The sequence below is a fragment of the Micromonospora sp. WMMA1996 genome, assembly GCF_002573675.1.
Lineage (GTDB): Bacteria > Actinomycetota > Actinomycetes > Mycobacteriales > Micromonosporaceae > Micromonospora > Micromonospora sediminicola.
This window is the reverse complement of record NZ_PDHU01000008.1, coordinates 1-23,304: the sequence shown is the minus strand read 5'-3', so window position 1 is coordinate 23,304 and position 23,304 is coordinate 1. Positions and strand designations below refer to the sequence as shown.

Here is a 23,304-nt window from a genome sequence, read left to right as displayed (position 1 = left end):
CGGGTCCACGCGGGCGGCGTGCGCTCAGCCACCCGCCGGCGCGCTGATCTTGCCGCTCGGGTCGAGCTTCGCGCCGGTGTCCGGGAAGTCGGCCGCGGTCACCTCGCGGACCAGGCCGAGGCCACGGTCCTGCCGGTCGACCGACGGCTTGCCGACGCCGTTCATCGCGGTCGAGGTGAAGGTGCCGCCGACGAAGCGGCCCTCGGCGGTGAGCGACACCTTGAGCACGCCGCCCCAGCCGAGCCGACCGGCGCTGTTCAGCGACTTCCCGCCGCCGGCGAAGTTGCCCAGGCTGTAGGCGATCAGCCGGCCCTTGTAGAACTCCATGCCCCGCAGCACGTGCGGCCCGTGCCCGATCACCAGGTCGGCGCCGGCGTCGATGACCGCGCGGGAGAAGCGCATCGGGTCGCCGCGGTTCTCGCCGACGTACATCTCGGTGCCCGGCTTCACCCGGGTGCGGTCGGCGCCCTCGGCGCCCATGTGCACCTGGACCACCACGAGCTGGGCCTGCTCCTTGGCCAACTCGATCACCTGCTTGGCGGCGTCGATGTCGATCAGGCTGTTCGACCAGGGGTACGACGAGAAGCCCACCACGGCCACCTTGACGCCCTTGACGTCGACCACGGTGATCTCGCCCGGTGCCCCGGTGTGCTTGAGCCCGTGCGCCTCCAGCGCCGACTGGGTGTTCTCGTAGCCCTGCTGGCCGTAGTCGTTGCCGTGGTTGTTGGCCTGGTTGAGCAGCTGGAAACCGGCCGAGCGCAGGTGCGCCGCATAGCCGGGGGGTGCCCGGAACTGATAGCAGTTCTTCGGGTTCGGGCCGCACTTGCCGGCGCCCGTGTCGTCGGTGAGCGGCTCCTCCAGGTTGCCCATCACCAGGTCGCCCTTGAGCGCCGACTTCACGTCGTCGAAGAAGCCCTTGCCGCCGTTGGGGGGCAGCCGGTTCGGCGCGTTACCCATGATCACGTCGCCGGTGGCGGTCAGCGAGATCGCCCGGTCGGCCGCGCCGCCCGCGGCGGGCTGCTCGGCCGTCGCGGGAGCGGCCGAGCCGGGGGTCCCCCCGCCCTGCCCGGTCTGCCAGCGCGGGTCGTCCCCGCCGGAGGTCGAGCAGCCGGCGACCAGGAGGACGGCGACGAGCGCGGCGACCCCGGCGAGGCGTCGACCGGGGACGGCGGGAGGCGGGCCGGGAGCGGCGGCGCGGCGGGACCAGGGCGCAGAGCGGGCGGAAGCGTACATCGTCGGCGACGCTACCGTCCCGGGATCGCTCCGACGAGGGCCGATCGGTCGGATTACCCGTCGTGGCACGTCAGACCGCCCGCCGGTCGGACCAGGGCACCACGGTGCCGGCGCCGCCCGCCCGGACGGCGGCGTGCACGGCCCGGGCCAGCGGGGCGCCCCAGGTCGAGCGGGGCCCGCCGTACGGGGCCGGGTCGCCGTCGGCGGGGCAGAGAACGGTGACCGCGTCGGTGGGGGTGCCGGTGGCCGGCAGGCCCAGCTCCCAGATCGCCTGCGCCTTCGCCTCGGTGGCCGTGGCCACCGCGTTGACCAGGGCGGCCTCGCCGAGCCGGGCCGGCACGTGCACGACGATGTTGACCGTGCCGACGCGCTGGACGGGCGGCGCGGGCGCGGGCGCGGCGGCCCACACCGGGGTGCCCAGGCCGACGGTGGCCCAGACCCGGACGCCGCCGTCCGCGCGGTGCACCACCTCGGTCACGTCCACCCCGGTGAGCAGCCCGACGCCGGGCCCGTCCAGGTCGAGGTCGCGGGCCATCTCGGCCAGGTGGGCGGCGGGGTCGTCCCGGTCGTACGACATCGGCACGGTCGCGTTCACCACCCACCGGCGGACGCCGATCCCCCCGCCCAGCGGGGCGGAGCCGACCGCCAGCAGCGGCGCCTCGGACCGCCAGACCAGGAGCGGGATGTCCCAGCCGGTTTCGGACCGGGTGGTCAGGATCGGCGCACAGAGCACGCCGGTCACCCTACGATCGCAGGTGGGAACGGGTGGCGCCGGCCCGGGCCGGAGGCGGGATCTTAGCCGCTCACCAGGTCGGGCAGGTTACGCCCAACGATCAAGATTCCAGGGGTGCACCTCTGATTCCTGCTCATGTGCGCCTAGACTGGCGGCGCGCGAGGGATCAGCGGACGGCGGACCCGGCCGACGGACGGCACGCGCAGGCGGAGGTGCGCGATGGACGAGGTACTGGCCCGCAGCGGGATCTTCCAGGGTGTCGACCCGGAGGCTGCCGAGGCGCTCGCCAAGGAGATGGAGACGATCGAGGTCCGCAAGGGCGAGGTCGTCTTCAACGAGGGCGAGCCCGGCGACAGTCTCTACATCCTTCTGTCCGGCAAGATCAAGGTGGGCCGCCGCGCCGCGGACGGCCGGCAGAACCTGATCGCCGTGATGGGCCCGTCGGACATGGTGGGCGAGCTGTCGCTCTTCGACCCGGGCCCGCGTACGGCGACGGCCACGGCGGTCACCGACACCCGGCTGGTGCGGCTGCGTAAGCAGGCCCTGCGCCCCTGGCTCAACAACCGGCCCGAGATCGCCGAGCAGCTGCTGCGCGTGCTGGCCCGCCGGCTGCGCCGGACCAACGACTCGCTGGCCGACCTGATCTTCACCGACGTGCCCGGCCGGGTCGCCAAGAACCTGCTCCAGATGGCCGGCCGTTTCGGCACCCGCGACGGCGGCGTGCTGCGGGTGACCCACGACCTCACCCAGGAGGAGATCGCCCAGCTCGTCGGCGCCTCCCGGGAGACCGTCAACAAGGCGCTCGCCGACTTCGCCTCGCGCGGCTGGCTGCGCCTGGACGGCAAGAGCATCATCATCCTCGACCCGGAGCGCCTGGCCCGCCGCGCGCGCGTCTGACCTCCGCACCGGCTTTCCCGGCCCGGCCCGCCTCGCGCGGTCCGGGCCGGCGCCGTCTCTGCCCGGCGCAGAATTCCTGGACGGCCCGACGGGCGGCGGCCAGGCTGGGGCGATGCGTGAACGTGTCGCCGTCCTCTCCGACATCCACGGCGTGCTGCCGGCGCTGGAGGCCGTCCTGGCCGAGCCGGACGTGGCCACCGCCGACCTGATCGTGCTCACCGGCGACATCGCCGACGGCCCGCAGCCGGTCGAGGTGCTGGATCGGCTCGCCGCGCTCGGTGACCGGGCGTGCTGGGTGGGCGGCAACGGTGAACGCGACCTGGTGGCGGCCCATGCCGGCCGTCCAGCCCCGTACGACGTCTCCAACTGGGCCGCCGCCCAGCTCCGCGACGACCAGGTGGCCCGGCTGGCCGCGCTGCCGCAGCGCGTCACGCTGCCCGTCGCGGGCCTGGGTGAGGTGCTGTTCTGCCACGCCACGCCCCGGGACGACGAGGAGATGGTGCTGGTCGACTCCCGCCTCGACCGCTGGGCCGAGGTCTTCGCCGGCCTCCCCGCCGAGGTCACCACCGTGGTCTGCGGGCACACCCACATGCCGTTCGCGCGGCTGGTCGACCGCCGCCTGGTGGTCAACCCGGGCAGCGTCGGGATGCCGTACGGGGGCGCGGGCGCCTGGTGGGCCCTGCTCGGCCCCGGCGTGCAGCTGCGCCGGACGTCCTTCGACGTGGACGCCGCATGCGCCCGGATCGCCGCCGGATCCACCTTCCCCGACGCGGTGGCGTGGGCCGACGAGTACGTCCGCTCCCGCCACTCCGACGCCGACGCCCTCGCCGTCTTCGGGCCGCGCGACGGCCGCTGACCGTTAACAAGGGGCCCTTCCTCTACCGGAGGCGTTAACAGGGGGCCCTTCCTTTCAAAAAAGTCAGGCTTGACTGTTTGTTTTGAGGGCGGCAGGCTGTCCCCGTGCCCGCCGCATCGACCCGCGTCCCTCAGCAGGACCGCAGCCGCGCCACCCAGGCCCGACTGCTGGAGGCGACCGTCGAGTGCCTGGTGGAGCACGGCTGGTCCGGCACCACCACGACGGTGGTGGCGGCCCGCGCCGGCGTCTCCCGGGGCGCCCAGCTGCACCACTACCCGACAAAGGCGGCGCTGGTCACCGCCGCCGTCGCCCACCTGACCGAGCGTCGGGCGGTCGAGCTGCGCACCGAGGCGGAGGCCCTGCCGGCCGGCCCGCGCCGGCTCGACGGGGTGGTCGACCTGCTCGCCGCCGCCTTCACCGGCCCGCTCTTCGTCGCCGCGCTGGAGCTGTGGGTGGCCGCCCGCACCGACGCCGAGCTGCGCGACGCGCTGGTCCCGCTGGAGGCCCGGATCGGCCGCGAGATGCACCGGCTCACCGTCGAGCTGCTCGGCGTGGACGAGCGCCGCCCCGGCGTCCGCGAATCGGTCCAGACCACGCTCGACCTGCTCCGCGGCCTCGGCGTGGCCAACCTGCTCAGCGACGACTCGACCCGCCGCACCACCCTGCTGCACGCCTGGAAGCGCCAGCTCGCCGCGCTGCTCACCGCGGAGGGCGAGCGGCACTGATCCCCTGACGGCCCGTCCCGCCCGGAGGCACCATGGTCGACCTGAATGCACTGCTCGCGGATCTGGCCGCCGAGTCCGAGCAGCTCGACGCGCTCGTCGCGGACCTGCCGCCGGCGGGGTGGGAACGGCCGACACCGGCCCCCGGCTGGACCGTCGCCCATCAGGTCGCGCACCTCGCCTGGACCGACCACGTGGCTCACCTGGCCGCCACCGACGAGTCGGCGTTCTTCGCCTCGGTCACCTCCGCGCCCGACCCGTCCCGCCTGGTCGAGGACGGCGCCGAGTCCTTCCTCGCCCCGCCATCGGCGCTGCTGGCCCGCTGGCGGGCCGGACGCTCGGCGCTCGCCGGCACGCTCGCCGCCGTCCCGCCCGGGCAGAAGATGCCCTGGTACGGCACGAGCATGTCACCCGCCTCGATGGCCACCGCCCGGCTCATGGAGACGTGGGCGCACGGCGAGGACGTGGCCGACGCGCTGGGCGTCCGGCGTACCCCGACCGCGCGGCTGCGGCACGTCGCGCACCTCGGCTTCCGTACCCTCGGGCACGGCTTCGCGGCCCACGGCCGCGCGGTGCCCACGGCGCCGGTGCGGGTGGAGCTGACCCCGCCCGCGGGCGGTGAGCCGTGGGCCTTCGGGCCGGCGGACGCGGCCGACCGGGTGACCGGGCCGGCGCTCGACTTCTGCCTGCTGGTCACCCAGCGCCGGCACCGCGCCGACCTGGCCCTGGTGGCGACCGGGCCGGTGGCCGACGAGTGGCTGGACGTGGCCCAGGCCTTCGCCGGCCCGCCCGGCGACAAGCGGGAGCCCGCCGACGGAGTGCCCTCATGAGCGTGCTGCGGGTCGGGAACGCGTCCGGGTTCTACGGCGACCGGTTCGACGCCTGGCGCGAGATGCTCGACGGCGGCGAGCTGGACGTGCTGACCGGCGACTACCTGGCCGAGCTGACCATGTTGATCCTCGGCCGGGACCGGATGCGCGACCCGTCGCTCGGCTACGCCAAGACGTTCCTGCGCCAGGCGGAGGGGGTGCTCGGCGCCGCGCTGGAGCGCGGCGTCACGCTGGTCACCAACGCGGGCGGCCTCAACCCGGCGGGGCTGGCCGACGCGATCCGGTCGCTCGGCGACCGGCTCGGCCTCCAGGTGCGGGTCGGCTACGTCGAGGGCGACGCGATCCAGCGGCCGGACGCGCTGACCGCGAACGCGTACCTGGGCGCGTTCGGGATCGCGGCCTGCCTCGACGCGGGCGCGGACGTGGTGGTGACCGGGCGGGTCACCGACGCCTCGCTGGCGGTCGGGCCGGCCATCGCCCGCTTCGGGTGGGGCCGGGACGACCTCGACGCGCTGGCCGGGGCGACCGTGGCCGGGCACCTGATCGAGTGCGGGGCGCAGGTCACCGGCGGCAACTTCAGTTTCTTCACCGAGCTGCCGGACGGCGGGCGCCGCCCCGGCTTCCCCATCGCCGAGCTACACCCGGACGGCTCGTCGGTGCTCACCAAGCACCCGGGCACCGGTGGCGCGGTGACCGTCGAGACGGTCACCGCGCAGCTGCTCTACGAGGTGGGCGGGCCGGACTACCTCGGGCCGGACGTGGTGACCCGGTTGGACACGGTGCGGCTGGACCAGGAGGGCCCGGACCGGGTACGCGTCACCGGGGTGCGCGGCACGCCGCCGCCGGACACGCTGAAGGTGGGCGTCAACAACCTCGGCGGTTTCCGCAACTCGATGACGTTCGTCCTGTGCGGGCTGGACGTGCCGGCCAAGGCGGCCCTGGTCCGCAGCCAGATCGAGGAGTCGGTCGGCACCGAAGGGCTGGAGTTCACGCTGGCCCGCACCGACCACCCGGACGTCGGCGACACCGAGGCGGCGAGCGCGCTGCTGCACGTCCACCTGCGCGACGGCGACAGGTCGCGGGCCGGGCGGGCGTTCTCGGCGGCGGCGGTGGAACTGGCGCTGGCCTCCTATCCGGGCTGCACGCTGACCACGCTGCCCGGCGACGCCACCCCGTACGGGGTGTTCACCGCCGACAGCATCGCGCAGGACGCGGTGGAGCACGTCGCGGTGCTTCCCTCCGGCGAGCGCGTGCCGGTCCCGCCGCCGACCGTGACGAACGGTTTGCAGGGGGCCCCTGTACAACACGAGGCGTTAACAAGGGGCCCTTCCTTGCACGCCAGCCGGCGAGGGCCGCTGGGTGAGCTGGTGGGGGCACGGTCGGGGGACAAGGGTGGCGACGCCAACCTCGGCGTCTGGGCCCGCACGGACACGACCTGGGCCTGGCTGCGCGGCTGGCTCACCGTGGAGCGGCTGGCCGAGCTGTTGCCGGAGACCGCGCCACTGACCGTCGAGCGGTACGAGCTACCGAACCTGCGCGCGGTCAACTTCGTGATCCGGGGGCTGCTCGGCCAGGGCGTGGCCGCCTCCACCCGGTTCGACCCGCAGGCCAAGGCGCTCGGCGAGCTGCTGCGCTCCCGGGTGGTCGACCTGCCGGCGGAGGTGTCGGCATGACCATCGTGGACACCCCCGAGCGCCGCCAGCTGCGCGAGCTGACCCGCTCCTTCGTCACCCGCGAGGTGCTGCCCCACCTGGCCGGGTGGGAGCGGGCCGGCGAGGTGCCCCGGTCGCTGCACGAGACCGCCGCGAAGATCGGGCTGCTGGGCATCGGCTTCCCCGAGTCGGTCGGCGGCAGCGGCGGCGACCTGCTCGACTCGATCGTGGTCACCGAGGAGATCATCCGCTCGGGCGGTTCGTCCGGGCTGATCGCCGCGCTGTTCACCCACGGCATCGCGCTCCCGCACATCGTCGCCGCCTGCGGCGACACAGCCGGCTCAGGCGCCGGCGGTCCGCAGCATCTCATCGAGAGGTACGTGCGGCCCACCCTGGCCGGGACCATGATCGGCGCGCTGGCGATCACCGAGCCGGACGGCGGGTCGGACGTCGCCGGCATCCGCACCTGCGCGGTCCGGGACGGCGACCACTACGTGGTGAACGGCGCGAAGACCTACATCACCAGCGGGATCAGGGCGGACTTCGTGACCACCGCGGTCTGCACCGACTTCCCCGGGTCGGGCTCACTGAGCCTGCTCGTGATCGACAGGGACTCCCCCGGGTTCACCGTGGGTCGGCGGCTGGAGAAGCTCGGCTGGCACTGCTCGGACACCGCCGAACTGTCCTTCGTCGACGTGCGGGTGCCGGTGGCGAACCGGATCGGCCCGGAGGACACCGGCTTCCTCGCCATCATGCAGCAGTTCGCCACCGAGCGGCTCTCGCTGGCCACCCAGGCGTACGCGACCGCGCAACGCTGCGTCGACCTGGCCGTGCGGTGGTGCCGGGACCGCTCCACGTTCGGCCGCCCGCTCGCCGGTCGGCAGCTCGTCCGGCACCGGCTGGCCGAGATGCACACCCGCGCCGAGGCGGCCCGCGCGTACGTGCACGAGGTGGCCGAGCGGGTGGCCGCGGGACAACCGGTGGTGACCGAGGTGGCGATGGCGAAGAACGTGGCGGTGGCCGCCTGCGACCACGTGGTCGACGCCGCGCTGCAACTGCACGGCGGCTTCGGCTACCTGCGCGACGCCGAGGTGGAGCGGCACTACCGGGACGCCCGCATCCTCGGCATCGGCGGCGGCACCACCGAGATCATGAACGAGATCATCGCGAAGGGCATGGGCCTGTGACTGTCCTGCAGAGCACGATCGACACATCCGCGCCGGCCTTCACCGCCAACCGCGAGGCGCTGCGGGAACGCCTCGCCGAGCTGGAGACCGCGCTCGGCCAGGCCCGGGCCGGTGGCGGCGAGAAGTACGTGACCCGCCACCACGGGCGCGGCAAGCTGCTCCCCCGGGAGCGGATCGAGCTGCTGCTCGACCCGGACAGCCCGTTCCTGGAGCTGTCGCCGGTGGCCGCGTACGGCACCGACTTCCCGGTGGGCGCCAGCACCGTGACCGGCATCGGCGTGGTCGAGGGCGTGGAGTGCCTGATCGTGGCGAACGACCCGACCGTACGCGGCGGCGCGATCAACCCGTGGTCGCTGGCGAAGACGCGGCGGGCAGGCGAGATCGCGCTGGCCAACCGGCTGCCGATGGTGAACCTGGTCGAGTCCGCCGGCGCCGACCTGCCCACCCAGGCGGAGATCTTCATTCCCGGCGGGCGGGTGTTCCGCGACCTGACCCGGCTCTCCGCGGCGAAGATCCCCACGGTCAGCGTGGTGTTCGGCAACGCGACCGCCGGCGGGGCGTACGTGCCGGGCATGTCGGACTTCACCATCATGATCCGGGACCGGTCGCAGGTCTACCTGGCCGGGCCGCCGCTGGTGAAGATGGCCACCGGCGAGGTCACCGACGACGAGTCGCTCGGTGGCGCGACGATGCACGCCACCACCTCCGGCCTGGCCGACTTCCTCGCCGAGGACGAGCGGGACGGCATCCGCCTGGCCCGGCAGTGCGTCCGCCGGCTCAACTGGCGCAAGCATGGCCCGCCGCCGCGCAACCCCCACCCGCTGCCACCCCGGTACGACCCGGAGGAGCTGCTCGGCATCGCCAGCGCCGACCTGAAGGTGCCGTTCGACCCGCGCGAGGTGCTGGCCCGGGTGCTCGATGACAGCGCGTTCGACGAGTTCAAGCCCGGCTACGGCACCGCGCTGGTCACCGGCTGGGGTGAGCTGCACGGCTGGCCGGTCGGCGTGCTGGCGAACGCCCGGGGCGTGCTGTTCAGCGCCGAGGCGCAGAAGGCGGCCCAGTTCATCCAGCTCGCCAACGCGGCCGACACTCCGCTGGTCTTCCTTCAGAACACCACCGGCTACATGGTCGGCACCGAGTACGAGCAGCGCGGCATCATCAAGCACGGTGCCCTGATGATCAACGCGGTGTCGAACTCCACGGTGCCGCACCTGACGGTCAACCTGGGCGCCTCCTACGGCGCCGGCAACTACGGCATGTGCGGCCGGGCGTACGAGCCGAGGTTCCTGTTCACCTGGCCGAACGCGAAGTCGGCGGTGATGGGACCGGCGCAGCTCGCCGGCGTGCTGTCGATCGTGGCCCGGCAGGCCGCCGCCGCCCGGGGCCGCGAGTACGACGAGGACACCGACACCGCCATGCGGATGATGGTCGAGCAGCAGATCGAGTCGCAGTCCGGGGCGCTGTTCCTCTCCGGCCGGCTCTACGACGACGGGGTGATCGACCCCCGGGACACCCGTACCGTCCTCGGGCTCTGCCTGTCGGCGATCCACAACGGACCGGTGAAGGGCGCCGACGGTTTCGGCGTCTTCCGGATGTGAGGGGGAGAGAGCCTTGATCACCACCCTTCTCGTGGCGAACCGGGGGGAGATCGCCCGCCGGGTCCTCGCCACCTGCCGGGCGCTCGGCGTGGCGACGGTCGCCGTGCACTCCGACGCGGACGCCGACGCGCCGTTCGTCGCCGAGGCCGACCAGGCGGTGCGGCTGCCGGGGAACACGCCGGCCGAGACGTACCTGCGCATCGACCTGATCCTGGACGCGGCCCGGCGGGCCGGCGCGGACGCCGTGCACCCCGGCTACGGCTTCCTCGCCGAGAACGCGGAGTTCGCCGCGGCCGTCACCGACGCCGGCCTGACCTGGGTCGGACCGCCGGCCAAGGCGATCGCCGCGATGGGCGACAAGATGGCCGCCAAGGCGCTGCTCGCCGACGCCGGCGTGCCGATGCTGCCCACCTGGACCGACCCCGGGCAGGTCACCGACTTCCCGGTGCTGGTCAAGGCCAGCGCGGGCGGCGGCGGCCGGGGCATGCGGATCGTCCGCGACGCGGCCGGGCTCGCCGAGGCCGTCGCGGGCGCGCGCCGCGAGGCGGCGGCGGCGTTCGGCGACGGCACGGTCTTCATCGAGCGGTACGTCGAGCGGGGTCGCCACGTCGAGGTGCAGATCTTCGGTGACAGCCACGGCACGGTGGTGGCGCTCGGGGTGCGCGACTGCTCGATCCAGCGCCGCCACCAGAAGATCGTCGAGGAGGCGCCCGGCGTGCTTCCGGACGAGGTGCGCGAACGGCTGCACGAGGCGGCGGTGGCGGCCGGCCGGGCGGTCGACTACGTGGGCGCCGGCACGGTGGAGTTCCTGCTGGCGCCGGACGGCCAGGTCCACTTCCTGGAGATGAACACCCGCCTCCAGGTGGAGCATCCGGTCACCGAGCTGACCACCGGCCTGGACCTGGTCCGCCTGCAACTGCTGGTCGCCGAGGGCGAGCCGCTGCCGATCACCACCACGCCGGCCCCGGACGGCCACGCCATCGAGGTACGGCTCTGCGCGGAGGACCCGGCCCAGGGCTTCCGCCCGGCCACCGGCACCCTGCACCGGTTCGCGGTCCCCGGGGTCGGGGCCGAGTTCGGGCCGACCCGCGGGCTGCGCCTGGACTCCGGCGTGGTGGACGGCTCGACGGTGAGCGTGCACTACGACTCGATGCTGGCCAAGCTGGTCGCCTGGGGGCCCACCCGCGCCGAGGCGGCCCGCGCCCTGGCCGGCGCGCTGGCCCGGGCCGAGGTGCACGGCGTCGCCACCAACCGGGACCTGCTGGTCCGCGTGCTGCGCAGCGAAGAGTTCGCCGCCGCCGACGTGGACACCGGCTTCCTGGAGCGGCATCCCGAGGTCTTCGCGCCGCTGCTGCCGGCCGCGCAGCTCCCGCTGGCCGCGCTGGCCGCCGCGCTGGCCGGCGCCGCCGCGCGCCGGGCCGCCGCGCCGGTGCTGGCCGGCCTGCCGTCGGGGTGGCGCAACGTGCCGGCCGTACCGCAGGTCACCCGGTTCCACGACATCGAGATCACCTACCGCCTCACCCGCACCGGCACGCTCGCCGAGTGGGGCGTTAGGAGGGGCCCCCTCCTAACGCCTGGGGTAGAGCAAGGGCCCCCTGTTAACACCGAGCGCGAGCCGGAGCCGGCGCAGGTGGAGCTGGTGAGCGCCGCGCCGGATCGGGTGGTGCTCGACGTCGACGGGGTGCGGCGCGCGTTCCGCGTACACCGGGTGGGGTCGTCGGTCTTCGTGGACGGCCCGGACGGGGCGGCGAGCCTCACCGAGCTGCCCCGGCTGCCCCGGCCCGCCGCGGAGCTGGCGGCCGGGTCGCTGCTCGCGCCGCTGCCCGGCGCGGTGACCCGGGTGCACGTCGAGGTCGGCCAGCGGGTCGCCGCCGGTGACCTGCTGCTGACGCTGGAAGCGATGAAGCTCGAACATCCCGTGCTCGCCCCCGCCGACGGCGTGGTGGCGGAGCTGCCGGTGCCGGCCGGCGGCCAGGTCGAGACGGGTGCCGTACTGGCCGTGGTGGACCCCGAGGAGGACCCGCAGTGAACTTCGACCTCACCCCCGAGCAGGACCAGCTCCGCGACGCCGTACGGGAGCTGGGCCGCAAGTACGGCCACTCCTACTTCGTCGGAAAGGCGAAGGCGGGAGAGCACACCACCGAGCTGTGGCACGAGGCCGGCCGGTTGGGCTACCTGGGGGTGAACATCCCCACCGAGTACGGCGGCGGGGGCGGCGGCATCACCGACCTGGCGCTCGTGTGCGAGGAGCTGGCCGCGGCGGGCTGCCCGCTGCTGCTGCTCGTGGTCTCCCCCGCCATCGCCGCCACGGTGATCAACAAGCACGGTACGGAGGAGCAGCGCAAGAAGCACCTCCCCGGCCTCGCGGACGGCTCCCAGAAGATCGTCTTCGCGATCACCGAGCCGGACGCGGGCTCGAACTTCCACCGGCTCGGCACCGTCGCCCGGCGCGACGGCGACGACTGGCTGATCTCCGGCCGCAAGGTCTACATCTCCGGCGTCGACGAGGCCGGGCACGTGCTCGTGGTGGCCCGCACCGAGGACGCCGCGAGCGGCAGGTTGAAGCCGGCGTTGTTCATCGTGCCCACCGATGCTCCGGGCCTGGAGAAGTCCAAGCTGGACATGGAGATCCTGTCCCCGGAGAACCAGTTCCTGCTCTACCTGGACGACGTCCGGCTGCCCGCCGACGCGCTGGTCGGCGAGTCGCTCGACGCCGGGCTGCCGGCGCTGTTCGCCGGGCTCAACCCGGAGCGGATCACGGTCGCCGCGATGGGCGCCGGCACCGGCCGGTACGCGATCGAGAAGGCGTCCGACTACACCACCACCCGCAAGGTGTGGGGCGGCCGGTCGATCGGCTCGCACCAGGGCGTCGCGCACCCGCTCGCCCACGCGGCCGTGCAGGTCGAGCTGGCCCGGCTGATGATCTACAAGGCGGCCACGCTCTACGACGCCGGTCGCGACCTGGAGGCGGGCGTCTCCGGCAACATGGCCAAGTACGCGGCCGGCGAGGCCGCCGCGCTCGCCGTCGACACCGCCGTCCAGGCGCTCGGCGGCGCCGGCATGACCACCGAGTACGGCGTGGCGACGCTGCTCGGCGCGGTACGGGCCGGCCGGATCGCCCCGGTCAGCCGCGAGATGATCCTCAACTTCGTCGCCCAGCACGTCCTCGGCCAGGACAAGTCCTACTGACCGGTCAGTCGACCGTGCGGCAGGCGGCGTCGATGCGGTGCACCGGGCGGACCCGGCGGCCCAGCCCCTCCAGCAGCGAGTCCTCCACGTGGAAGTCGCGCACCCGCAACTGCCGCCGGGGCAGCTCGTCCTCGCTCGGGCAGAGCACCTGGGCGCGTACCTGGTCGACCGGCAGGTAGCGCACGCCGCCGCGCTCCTGGAGCAGCACCACGTCGACGTCGTCCACGGTGACGACGTGGCCGCGCACGTCCTCGGTGACGCCCGGCGCGGACTCGACGGTGGTCACGGTCAGCGGCAGCACCGGCGTGCTGATCACCGGCAGCGCGGCCCAGACCAGCATGGCCAGCACCGCCGCCTCGGTGATCGACGCGAGCGGCCGGATCACCGCCGCCGGCAGCGGGCCGGTCACGAACAGGGCCAGGACCGGGGGTACGACCAGCAGCACCACCGCGAGCGCCTCCCCCTGCCGGCCGGCGTCGAGCAGGGTGGGCCCGAGCAGCCAGAGGTAGCCGACGAAGCCGGCGCCGAGCAGCAGCAGCCGGGGCACCCGCTGCTCGTGCAGCCGCTCCGGGCTGAGCTGGAACGCGGCCACGAACGCCGGCAGCAGCAACGGCAGGTAGAGCAGCGGCCAGGTGACCAGCGCGAGCAGGAAGCTGGCCACCGCGAACCAGGCCGGGGTGCTGTCCACCCAGCGCGCGAAGAGCGGGCGGCGCATCCCCGACGACATCCGGTCCACGCTGACCCGCAGCACCGCGCCGAGCGCGAACACCGCGACCAGCGCGGTGGAGAGCAGGGCGGCGGCCGTGGTGAGGAAGCCGGCCAGCAGGTTCACCGTGCCGACGTTGGCCACCAGCAGCAACGTGGTCTGCAACTCGCCGCCGGCCTCGACGCCGAGCCGCAGCACCGAGAAGACGGCGGGCACGCCGACGACAGCGGTCCAGAACGACTGGCTGGCCCGGGCGCGGCGCTCGGCGGGGTCGGCCGGCCGCGGTGCGGGACGGGTCGACTCGACGGTGTCCGGCAGGGTCGCCGGCGCGGTCATCGCCGGGGCGCCTTGTCGTCGAAGTCGACGAGCTTCGGCACGTCGAGCGGCTGCGGCTGGGACTTGTCCGCCTTCAGCCACGGCCCGAGCGTGCGGTTGTACGCGGTCAGCCAGGGGCTGCTGATCCCGTCCCGGCCCTCCAGGTAGCTCTTCTGCAGGAAGAACGCGACGAGGTCGCGCAGCGCCGGATCGCCGATCGGCACCCCGATGCCGAGCAGTTCGCTGGTGCCGAACGGCATGTCGACGATCTCGAACTCGGTCGGGTACTGGGAGAGGAAGCCGGCCAGGATGGTCTCGTCCGAGCTGACCGCGTCGTAGCGCCCCTCCCGGATGCCCCGGACACAGTCGCCGACCTCCTTCACCACGTACGCCCGGACCTGGTGCTTCTCCAGCTCCGCCTCGGTGGTCGAGCCGCCGCTGGTGCAGATCTTCAGCTCGGGTCGGCGCAGGTCCTCGATGGTGCGGACGCGGTCGCGCAGCCGCTTCGGCACCATCACCTCCTGGGTGGTGACGAAGTACGGCCCGGCGAAGCTGACCAGCTTCTGCCGCTCCTCGGTGATGGAGAAGCTGGACACGACCAGGTCGACGGTGCCGCCCTGGAGCGCGGGGATGCGGTCCTCGGTGGCCAGCGACACCCACTCGATCCGCTGGTCACCCTCGAAGCCGAGTGACGAGGCGACGTAGCGGGCGATCTCCACGTCGAAGCCGGTGTGAGTGCCGTTGCGCAGCTCGCCCATCAACGGCTCGGTGGTGGCCACCCCGATCTTGATCTTCGCCTGCCCGTCGATGTGCGACTCGCGCAGCTTGTCGAGGACCGAGGGCAGCGGCGGCTCGCGGCGGTTGTCGCAGCCGGCCACGGCGGCCAGCGTCAACGTCAGCGCCACCGCCAGCGTGGTGGCGAGGGAACGGAACCGGTGGCGGGAAGAGACCTCGGGCATCGGGCGACCTCGATCGGGAACACGACGACGGGCACTCAGGGTAGCGGTCGGCGCACACCGCGCCGCGCATCGCCGGGCCCGGGGTACGGCGGGTGCCCGATCACCCGCCGTACCCCGGGGGTTCCTCAGCGCACGGTCAGCGTGCCGACCGCGGGCCGCGGCGTCGCCACCGGCGGCAGCCGCTTCGGCTCGCCCCGGCCGGGCTCGCCGGCCTTGGCCAGCGCGCTCTTGGACGCGTCCGCGCGGTCGGCCGCCGGCTCGTCCTGGAACGGCTGCGCGTCACCGACGCAGACCGTGCCCTTGGCCGGCAGCTTGCCGGTGAGCAGGTACGTGTCGATCCGGCCGGTCACGCACGCCGACGTGCCGTACGCGGTGTGCCCCCAGCTGTCGCTGCTCAGCAGCCGGCTGTTCGGCAGCAGCTTGGCCGAGCCGACCGCGCCCTGGTAGTTGGTCGCCGGGTCCCAGTAGTTGCCGACCACCAGCACCGGGGCGGCGGTGACGCGGTTGAACGGCCCGGTCCAGGCGTCCTCGTCGCGCACGGTCCAGGTGTTGCGGGCGCAGGGCGCGGTGCCCCAGGCCCAGGCGCGCCCGAAGTACGGCGCCCGCTGGTCCTCCTTGGCCGACAGCGCCGGCCACGCGTCCGCGCTCTTCGGGTGGTACGCGTCGGTGCAGTCGACGGTCAGGAACGTCTCCAGCCCGTTGTCGTACGGGAAGTCGTACCCCCGCTGTTGGCGGGCCTGCGCCGCGCGGGCGGCGAGCGCCTGGCGGGCCGAGGCGGCGGCGGCCTTGCCGGCGGCCGGGTCGGTCAGGGCCAGCAGCTGGCTGGTCAGATCCACCACGGACGTCCAGCCGTACGGGTCGTAGAGCGCGCCGAGCGTGGCGCCGACGAAGTCGGCGTAGGTGACGGTGAACGAGCCGAAGTCCGGGTCGTCGATCACCGCCGGCTTCTTGCGCAGCCGCTTCGCCACGGTCTCGTACGCGGCGACCGGGTCGCCGGTGGCCGCCAGCGCGCACTGCTCCGGGCCGGCCTTGTCGCACCGGACGAGGATCTCGTGCAGCGCCTTGTACGCCCCGTCGGCGCTGCGCAGCCGGGTCTCCTGGAGCTGGTCGCGGGCCTTGCCCTGGCCGACCCAGGCGTTCGGGTTGAGCACCCCGTCGACGACGAGCGCGCGGAAGCGGTCCGGGAACATGTTGGCGTAGTACTGCCCCAGCGCGGTGCCGTAGCTGAAGCCCAGGTAGCTGAGCTTCTTGTCGCCGACCGCCCGGCGCAGCACGTCCATGTCGCGGGCCACCTCGGCGGTGGACGCGGCGCCGGTCAGCGGCTTGCCGGTGGTCGAGCACGCCTTGCCGACCGCCTTCGACGCGGCGACGTACGCCTTCTCCTCCGCCTTCGTCCACGGGAACGCGACGTTCAGCCCGGCGTACGCCCGGGTCTGGTCCTTCACCGACCGGAAGCACCTGATGTTCGAGCTGGCCTCGACGCCACGCGGGTCGACACCGACGATGTCGAAGCGGTCGAGCAGGTCGTCGCCGAGGAAGTAGGGCGCGGCGAGCGCGATGCTGGTGCCGGAGCCGCCCGGGCCACCCGGGTTGAGGAAGAGGCTGCCGACCTTGTGCTGCTGGTCGCGGGCCTTGACCCGGAGCAACGCGACCTCGGTGGTGGCGCCCTTCGGGTTGTCGTAGTCCAGCGGGAGCCGGACCGTGGCGCACTCGGCGTAGTCGTAGCAGGCGTACCAGTCGAGCTTCGGCGTCGGCACGCGGTCCACCCGGCGCGCCTCGGCCGCGCTGGTGCGGTCGTACGCGGGCGGTTGCGGTGTCGCCGCCGCGGCGGGCGCGACGGCCGGTCCGGCGAGGAGGACGCCGGCGATCCCTGTTGCGGCGAGGGACCGGATTGCACGGGGCATGAGGCTGCCTTCCGTCGGGGAACAGTTCCGTCGAGGAGACCTCGACCCCCGTCACTTTAGGGAGAGACGGCCACCGGAGCTGCCCCCCAAACGCGGACCGACGCCGCAAACAGCCAAGGAATGTAACGATTTTTTCTCGATCGACGCTTTTCGCCGCTCCGAAGTGGAGCGTGGGTGACGGGAAGCCGTCCCGGGCCGGCGGTTGACAGGTCGACGCGCTGGGCCATGCTTGTCGGGTGAGTTCGTTCCCGAAGCCCGATGCGCGGGCGAAGGCCGTCGTCGCGTCCGTGGCGACGGTCGTCGCGGTGGTGACGCTGGCGGTCTGGCGACCGCCCGGCATCCTCTCGGTCGTGTTGGCCCTGGTCTGTGTCCTGCTCGGCATGGTCGCCGGGGTGACGGTCACCGCGGCCCGGCAGGCCGGCCCTCCGCCGGCCCCGGCGGAGAGCACCTGGCCGACCCAGGACCCGGGGTACGGAGTGGACGCCGACACGCTGGAGGCGATCGACCCGCGCGCGGTGCGAAACCTGCGCACCCCCGCCGGTCATCCGGTGGACGCGGACACGTTGGAGGCGCTCGACCCCCGGGCCGTCCGGCAGCAGCGGACCGTGAACGGGCTCAGCGACCGGTGAGGGTGGGGCTGGCGAGCGCGTCCACGCCCCGCCCGGCCAGGCAGCGGTAGGTGCGGCCCGGCTCGGTCGAGGCGGGCGGCAGCACCTCCAGGTTCCACCCGGCCGCCGGCCCGATGCCGCTGACCAGCTGGAACGTGCCGACGTTGCAGACCTTGCGGACGGCCGGGTCGGCGACGACCGTGTCGTGGCCCGCCCCGGTGAGCGCGACGGGCAGGTCACCGGCCGCGTAGGTCTCCCAGGTGTGCCGACCGTCGCACGGCACCCGGCTCGCCTCGGCGCGGTCGCGCCGCAACCGCACCGGGCCGTAGCACTCCAGCTCGGCTGCGCAGTGCGCCCCGTCGGGGAGCCGGACGTCGGCGGAGGCACAACCCGGCACCGGTGTCGACCCGACCACGCCGGTGGCCACCGGGGTCGGCGACACCACCGACGGCGCTCCGCCGGCCATCCAGGCGCCCCCGGCGGCCGACGCGGCCAGCGCGAGCACCCCGGCCCCGCCGAGGAACCAGCGCCGGGGCCAGCGTCGGCTCCGGGTCGGCACGGTCGGGTGGTCGTGCTCGGCCGGCGGTCGCGGGCTCGGCCCGCCGGCGCGGCCGTGCGGGCCACCCGCGGCGCCACCGCCGGGAGTCAGGAACGGCACGCCGCTCACCGGGGTGTTCGGGTCGAGCGGGAGCGACGCGAGCAGGCCGCGGAGTTCCACCGCGGAGGGGCGTTCGCCCGGGTCGTTGGACATCCCGAGGCGGAGCACGTCGATCAGCTCGTCGGGGACGCCGGGCAGGCCCGGGATCGGCTGCTGGAACATCTCCAGCACGGTGACCAGGCTCGGGTTGCGTTCGGACTGCCAACGCGGCGGGCGGCCGTGCATCACCGCGTAGAGCGTGGCGCAGAGCGCGTAGACGTCGACGGCGGGGCTGGGCGGGCTGTGGCTGAACATCTCCGGCGGCGCGTACGCCGGGGTGAGCACCTCCAGCGTGACCGAGGCGTCGCGCACCTCGGCCAGCACCGCCAGGCCGAAGTCGGCCAGCACCGCCGAGTTGAACTCCGAGTGCAGGATGTTGGCCGGCTTGACGTCGCGGTGCAGCACGCCGGCCGCGTGCGAGTGGGCCAGCGCGTCGGCGATCTTCACCCCGAGGTCGCGGGTCTCCAGCGGGCCCAGCGGCGAGGTCTTCATGCGCTCCGCGTACGAGCCGTCGCAGAGCTCCATGATGAGGTAGGGATGCTGGTCGACGGTGACGCCGACGTCGAAGAGGTCCACCACGTGCGGGTGGGACGACATCCGCCCGGCCGCGCGCGCCTCGCGCAGGAAGCGTGCCTGGTCGCGCTCGTGGTCCAGCGTCCGGTTCTCCACCTTGACCGCCACCTCGCGCCCGACGGAGATCTGGGTGGCCCGGTAGACGGTGGCGTAACCACCCCGGGCAAAGACCTTCAGATCGGTCAGACCGGGCACGATGGGCAGCCGCAGGGCGCCGGGCGGGGTCTCGGTCACGGCTCGAAAATACCCAACGGTCCCGGTCGCTCAGCGCGCCGCGTCGGGGGCCGGCGCCGCCGCGGAGTCGTCGGGCCGGGTCGACCCGGCCGCGGCGGCGGCCGCCCGACGGGCGTCCCACCACAGGCCGACGGCGGTCGCGACCGCGCCCAGCCCCTCCCACGCCGCCACCCCGAAGAACCGGTCCGGCGCCACGTCGGAGAGCACCGCGATGGTGAACACGGTGAACGTGACCAGCCGGAACCAGACGGTGAACCGGTAGAACGGGCGCCACTCGGTGGCGACCGCGAGCAGGTAGTAGACCCCCATGTTGAACGAGGCCATCGAGGACGCGGTGAGGAACGTGCCGGTGTAGTCACCGGGGGCGCGCTCCGTCGGCACCTCGAAGCCGAGCAGGCGCAGCTGCGTCTCCGGCCAGATCAGGCCCAGCGCGCCGAGCAGCAGCGCCAGCAGCCCGAAGACCGCGATCGTCCAGCCGGCGCCGGAGCGCGGCAGCCTCATCGTTCCTCCCCAGCAACGGTCCGCCGGTGGCCGCTCGGGCACACCGGTGGTGGCCGTCGATCCCGACGGCAGCGCCCCACGCTAACCGGCCCCACCGACGAGCACATCCCCGGAACCGGCAGAACAGGGGTGGGTGGTCAGCCGCCGGCGAGACGGGCCCGCAGCGCGTCGGCGGCGGCCCGCTCGCTGCGCTGCTCGGTGGCGTACGCCAGACGCACCGCCTCCTCGGCGCCGGCCAACGCCTCCGCCGGACGTCCGCAGGCGTCGAGCGCCTCGGCCAGGACCAGCTGCGCCACCACCTGGCTGCGGACGTCCTCGGCCGGGGCGGAGACCGCCCGCCGCGCCCAGTCCAGCGCCTGCTCGCGCTGGCCGTGGGCGAGGAGCGCGGCGGCGTACCGGGCCATCGTCTGCCGGCGGGAGAACAGCAGCGACGGCGCGTTCGCCGCGCCGGTGGCGACCGGGGCGAGAAGTCCCACCGCGGTGCCCGGGTCGCCGGCCGCGACGCGGGCCATGGCGAGCAGCACCCGCGGCGCGACCTGGGCCGGAGCCTGCGGGTTGTGCGGCTCCACAGTGGTCAGCACCGACCGCGCCTCCCGCTCCGCGGTCTCGTGGTCGCCCATGTCCAGAGCCACGAAGCCGCGCAGCGTGCCGGCCATCCCGGTGAGCAGCGGGTGGGTGGTGCGGTCGGCGTAGGCCAGCGCGTCGGTGAACAGGTCGGCGGCGTGCTCCGGCTCGCCCAGCCCGCGGGCCACCACGCCGCGCACCACCAGCGCGAAGCCCTGCCCCCAGTCGTCACCCACCTCGGCGAAGTCCCGGTAGGCGCGGCGGGCCGCCCGGTCCGCCTCGGCCAGGTCGCCCAGTTCGGCGGTGGCGTACGCCTCGACCGCCCGCAACGTGCCCACCGCCCACGCCTCGCCGACCCGCTCCCCGAACGGCAGGAAGACCCGCGCCAGCCGGCACGCCTCCCGCAACCGACCGGCCAGCAGCCGGGCGAACGCGGTGGTGCCGCGCAGCCAGGCCCGCCCGTACGGGTCCTTCAGTTCGGCGAACAACCGGGCGGCGCGGCCGAGCACCGCGTCGGTGCCGGCGAAGTCCCCGCGGGTGGTGGTCACCCAGGCCAGGTTCTGCAACGACCAGGCCTGCCCGCGCGGATCCCTCGCGGCGAGACTGACCTGGTAGGAGGCGGCCAGGCGGCTGCTCGCCTGCCCCAGCCGGCCGGCGATGAAGTCGGCCATGCCGAGCCGGCGCATCGCCGAGGCCCGCACCGTGGGCAGCTCGGCGTCGGTGGCCACCTGCAACGCCTCCTGCCAGCTGCGCTCGGCCCGCTCGGCGTCGCCCAGCGTCTGCTGGGCCTGCCCGGCGAGCAGCAGCGCGGCGGCCCGGATGGTGGGTTCGCCGGTGTTCGCGGCGATCTTCTCGGCCGAGGCCAGCGCGTCGGCCGGGCGGCCGATCTGCAACAGCGCCCGGGCGTGCACCACCCGGTCGGCCGGCGGCACCCCGTCGCGGGCCAGCTCGGCCGCGCGCTCGGCGTACTCGACCGCCATCGCCGGTTCCCCGGAGCGCAGCGACCGGCGGGCCGCCCGGCTCAGCGCGGCCACGCCCAGCGGGGCGACCGCCCGGGCCGGCGCGTCCGGGCGGAGCTTGACCGCGTCGGCGAGCCGGGTCGCCCGCTCGACGTGCTCGGCGACGAAGTCGTCCCGGGCCGCCTCGGTGAACCCACCGGCCGGCGGGCCGGTCCCGTCCACGCTCTCCGGCGCGGCCCAGCGGGCCAGCGCGGCGTGCCGCTCGGCCAGCTCGGCCTTGCTCACCCCGGCGTACGCGGCCTCCCGCATCAGCGGCGTGGCGAACGCGAACCCGGTGCGGGTGCGGTGCAGCATCCGGCGTTGCAGCAGCTCCTCGACCGCCCGGTCCAGCTCGACCGCGGCCACCGCGGCGGGTCGGCCGTCCCGCCCGACCCGCTGTTCGCGCAGCGCCTCCAGCGTGCCGCCCGGCACGGTGTCACCGACCACCGCCGCGTCCCGCAGCACCGAGCGGGCGTCCGGCGGCAGCGCGTCGATCCGGGCCGCGAGCACGGCGGCGAGGTCCCGGGAGAGCAGCCGGCTGCCCAGCGAACCGGGGGCGAGGCGCCAGCCGACGTCCGCGCCGCGACCCGGCCCGGCGGTCAGCGCGCCGCGCTCCATCAGCAGCGTGACCAGCTCGGCCAGGTAGAACGCGTTGCCCTGGGCGGTGGCCAGCAGCCGGTCCGTGTCGGCCTGGGGCAGGCGGCCACCGGCCAGGTAGCTGGTGAGCAGCCGGGACGCGTCCGCGCCGCGCAGCGGCGGCAGCGCGTGCACCTCGGCGTCCGCGAGCCGGGTCAGCGCGCCGGCCGTCCGCACCAGCTCGGGCCGGCCGAGCAGGAGCACCAGCACCGGGCCGGAGAGCCGGTTGAGGGTCAGCGCCAACGCCTTGACCGTCTCGGCGGTGGCGTCGTGCAGATCGTCCACCACGATCACCAGGGGCGCCTCGCCGGCGAGCGCGCTGAGCAGGTCCGCGACCGCGTTCGGCACCGCTTCGGCGTCCGGTGGCGGGGCCGCCGCGCTCCACTCGCCGGTCTCCGTCCCGGCGGGCAATTCGGCGTACCCGAGCAGGGCCAGGAGCTGGTCGACGGCGATCGGGGGCAGGTCGCCGGGAAGTCGGGCGAGGCGCTGCCCGAGCCGGCGCAGCCGTTCCTCCACGGCGGCCCGGGTGATCGCGGTCGCCGCGTCGTTGGGCAGGCCGACCGCCGCGCGGACCAGGTCGGCCAGGGGCGCGAGCCGGCGGCGCTCGCCGAACGCGGCGCAGCGGACCGAGAGCACCCGGGCGCCGGTGTGCGCCGCGTACCTGCCCGCGCCGACGTCGTAGCCGGCGGCGAGGCGTTCCACCTCGGCCGCGAACCGGGACTTGCCGATGCCCGCCTCGGCGGTCACCAGCAGCACCCGGGGCTCGCCCCGGTCGATCACCTCGGCGAGCCGGCCGGCGACCCGGCCGATCTCGGTCTCCCGGCCCACGAAGGGGGCCTCGTCACCGAGTCCGGAGCGGGTGCCCGGCGCGTCCAGCAGGCCCAGCAGCTCGTACGCCTCGACCGGCTCGCGCTTGCCCTTGAGCCGCAACGGGCGCAGCGCCCGCCAGGAGGCCACGTGCCGGGTGGCGGCGGAGGTCCGCCCGCCGGCGTAGACCGCGCCGACCGCGGCGGCGTCGGCCAGCCGGGCCGCCGTGTTCACGGTGTCGCCGATGACCGTGTATTCGATGGCCGCCTGGATCCCGGCGATCACGTCGCCGGTGTTGAGCCCGACCCGCAGGCCCAGCGGCGCGCCGCCGCCCCGTTCGTCGTCGAGCACCCGGCGGACCGCCCGCTGCATGGACAGCGCGGCCCGCACCGCCCGCTCGGCGTCGTCCTCGTGCGCCACCGGCGCGCCGAAGACCGCCATGATCCCGTCGCCGGTGAGCTTGTCGACGTGCCCGCCGAACGTCTTGACCGCGCCGGCCAGCGCGGCGAGCACCCGGTCGGTGACCGCGCCGACCCGCTCCGGGTCCAGGTCCTCCGACCAGGAGGTGAAGTCGGAGAGGTCGCCGAAGAGCACGGTGACCACCCGGCGCTCGGCGGCCGGCAGCGTGGCGGCGGCCGGCAACGCGGCCCCGCAGTTGTGGCAGAACCGCGCGCCGGGCACGGCGACGGTCCCGCACACCGGGCAGGTCACGGCTGTTCCACCCCGAGGTATTCGAGCTGGGCGCGGACCGACCACTCGGCGGCCCACCACAGCGACCGGTCGACGTCGGCGTAGACCACCGCGACCACCTCGGGCGCGGTGGCGGCGCCGGCGGCCACCGCGGCACGCACCTGGTCGAGCCGGGCCCGCCGGGGGCCAGGTAGAACTCGGCCGCCGCGCCGCAG

18 protein-coding genes and 1 pseudogene are annotated in these 23,304 nt (G+C 74.6%); 10 read left to right on the top strand and 9 right to left on the bottom strand.

Translation table 11 applies throughout. The features are described from left to right. Nucleotides 1–24: 24 nt before the first annotated feature. Together COO58_RS28565 and COO58_RS28560 are read right to left on the bottom strand one after the other, a co-directional pair. Nucleotides 25–1,233 (bottom strand): CapA family protein, encoded by a 1,209-nt coding sequence (locus COO58_RS28565; protein ID WP_098748018.1) that lies wholly within the window; start codon nt 1,231–1,233, stop codon nt 25–27. Nucleotides 1,234–1,303: 70 nt separating this feature from the next. After that, the gene (locus COO58_RS28560) at nt 1,304–1,966 is read right to left on the bottom strand and encodes an adenosylcobinamide amidohydrolase (protein ID WP_091576841.1); all 663 of its coding nucleotides are present in this window, start codon (nt 1,964–1,966) and stop codon (nt 1,304–1,306) included. A 219-nt stretch (nt 1,967–2,185) separates the two neighbouring features. Between COO58_RS28560 and COO58_RS28555 the strand changes: the two genes are divergently transcribed. From COO58_RS28555 to COO58_RS28515, 9 genes are all read left to right on the top strand, one after another. Further along, nucleotides 2,186–2,863 carry a Crp/Fnr family transcriptional regulator gene (locus tag COO58_RS28555; protein WP_007073398.1) on the top strand — a complete coding sequence of 226 codons (678 nt, stop codon included), beginning with the start codon at nt 2,186–2,188 and terminating at the stop codon, nt 2,861–2,863. 112 nt (nt 2,864–2,975) lie between these two features. Further along, the gene (locus COO58_RS28550; RefSeq protein WP_098748017.1) at nt 2,976–3,719 is read left to right on the top strand and encodes a metallophosphoesterase; all 744 of its coding nucleotides are present in this window, start codon (nt 2,976–2,978) and stop codon (nt 3,717–3,719) included. A gap of 104 nt (nt 3,720–3,823) precedes the next feature. Further along, nucleotides 3,824–4,444 carry a TetR/AcrR family transcriptional regulator gene (locus tag COO58_RS28545; protein ID WP_091568595.1) on the top strand — a complete coding sequence of 207 codons (621 nt, stop codon included), beginning with the start codon at nt 3,824–3,826 and terminating at the stop codon, nt 4,442–4,444. Nucleotides 4,445–4,476: 32 nt separating this feature from the next. Further along, nucleotides 4,477–5,271, top strand: coding sequence for a TIGR03084 family metal-binding protein (locus tag COO58_RS28540; protein WP_098748015.1), 795 nt, complete (start codon nt 4,477–4,479; stop codon nt 5,269–5,271). Next, nucleotides 5,268–6,944, top strand: coding sequence for an acyclic terpene utilization AtuA family protein (locus COO58_RS28535; protein ID WP_098748013.1), 1,677 nt, complete (start codon nt 5,268–5,270; stop codon nt 6,942–6,944). Before COO58_RS28540 ends, COO58_RS28535 begins: the two co-directional genes overlap by 4 nt. Beyond that, nucleotides 6,941–8,110, top strand: a complete 1,170-nt coding sequence (locus COO58_RS28530) for an acyl-CoA dehydrogenase family protein (protein WP_091568588.1) — start codon at nt 6,941–6,943, stop codon at nt 8,108–8,110. Before COO58_RS28535 ends, COO58_RS28530 begins: the two co-directional genes overlap by 4 nt. Then, nucleotides 8,107–9,708: an acyl-CoA carboxylase subunit beta gene (locus COO58_RS28525; RefSeq protein WP_098748011.1), complete on the top strand. Its 1,602-nt coding sequence runs from the start codon at nt 8,107–8,109 to the stop codon at nt 9,706–9,708. The genes COO58_RS28530 and COO58_RS28525 overlap by 4 nt, the downstream gene beginning before the upstream one ends. A gap of 13 nt (nt 9,709–9,721) precedes the next feature. After that, nucleotides 9,722–11,737 carry a biotin carboxylase N-terminal domain-containing protein gene (locus COO58_RS28520; protein ID WP_091568582.1) on the top strand — a complete coding sequence of 672 codons (2,016 nt, stop codon included), beginning with the start codon at nt 9,722–9,724 and terminating at the stop codon, nt 11,735–11,737. Next, nucleotides 11,734–12,897, top strand: coding sequence for an acyl-CoA dehydrogenase family protein (locus COO58_RS28515; RefSeq protein WP_098748010.1), 1,164 nt, complete (start codon nt 11,734–11,736; stop codon nt 12,895–12,897). The genes COO58_RS28520 and COO58_RS28515 overlap by 4 nt, the downstream gene beginning before the upstream one ends. A 4-nt stretch (nt 12,898–12,901) precedes the next feature. Here COO58_RS28515 and COO58_RS28510 read toward each other — a convergent pair whose 3' ends face one another. From COO58_RS28510 to COO58_RS28500, 3 genes are all read right to left on the bottom strand, one after another. After that, a complete protein-coding gene (locus COO58_RS28510) occupies nt 12,902–13,939 on the bottom strand; it encodes a hypothetical protein (RefSeq protein ID WP_091568578.1) in 1,038 nt (345 codons plus the stop codon). After that, nucleotides 13,936–14,877 (bottom strand): transporter substrate-binding domain-containing protein, encoded by a 942-nt coding sequence (locus COO58_RS28505; protein ID WP_091568575.1) that lies wholly within the window; start codon nt 14,875–14,877, stop codon nt 13,936–13,938. The genes COO58_RS28510 and COO58_RS28505 overlap by 4 nt, the downstream gene beginning before the upstream one ends. Nucleotides 14,878–15,002: 125 nt before the next feature. Then, nucleotides 15,003–16,781 (bottom strand): alpha/beta hydrolase, encoded by a 1,779-nt coding sequence (locus COO58_RS28500; RefSeq protein ID WP_098748008.1) that lies wholly within the window; start codon nt 16,779–16,781, stop codon nt 15,003–15,005. A 236-nt stretch (nt 16,782–17,017) separates the two neighbouring features. On the opposite strand from COO58_RS28500, the gene COO58_RS28495 reads away from it, so the two are divergent. Next, a complete protein-coding gene (locus COO58_RS28495; protein ID WP_091568570.1) occupies nt 17,018–17,410 on the top strand; it encodes a hypothetical protein in 393 nt (130 codons plus the stop codon). Here COO58_RS28495 and COO58_RS28490 read toward each other — a convergent pair. The 4 genes and pseudogenes from COO58_RS28490 to COO58_RS28475 all read right to left on the bottom strand — a co-directional run. Continuing rightward, nucleotides 17,397–18,893 carry a serine/threonine-protein kinase gene (locus COO58_RS28490; RefSeq protein ID WP_098747410.1) on the bottom strand — a complete coding sequence of 499 codons (1,497 nt, stop codon included), beginning with the start codon at nt 18,891–18,893 and terminating at the stop codon, nt 17,397–17,399. The two genes, COO58_RS28495 and COO58_RS28490, sit on opposite strands and share 14 nt — an antisense overlap. Nucleotides 18,894–18,923: 30 nt before the next feature. After that, nucleotides 18,924–19,394 (bottom strand): hypothetical protein, encoded by a 471-nt coding sequence (locus COO58_RS28485; protein ID WP_098747411.1) that lies wholly within the window; start codon nt 19,392–19,394, stop codon nt 18,924–18,926. A 137-nt stretch (nt 19,395–19,531) separates the two neighbouring features. Then, nucleotides 19,532–23,110, bottom strand: coding sequence for an adenylate/guanylate cyclase domain-containing protein (locus COO58_RS28480; RefSeq protein ID WP_091568563.1), 3,579 nt, complete (start codon nt 23,108–23,110; stop codon nt 19,532–19,534). Continuing rightward, a pseudogene (locus COO58_RS28475) lies at nt 23,107–23,304 on the bottom strand (MBL fold metallo-hydrolase); the annotation flags it as partial. The gene COO58_RS28480 and the pseudogene COO58_RS28475, both read right to left, overlap by 4 nt.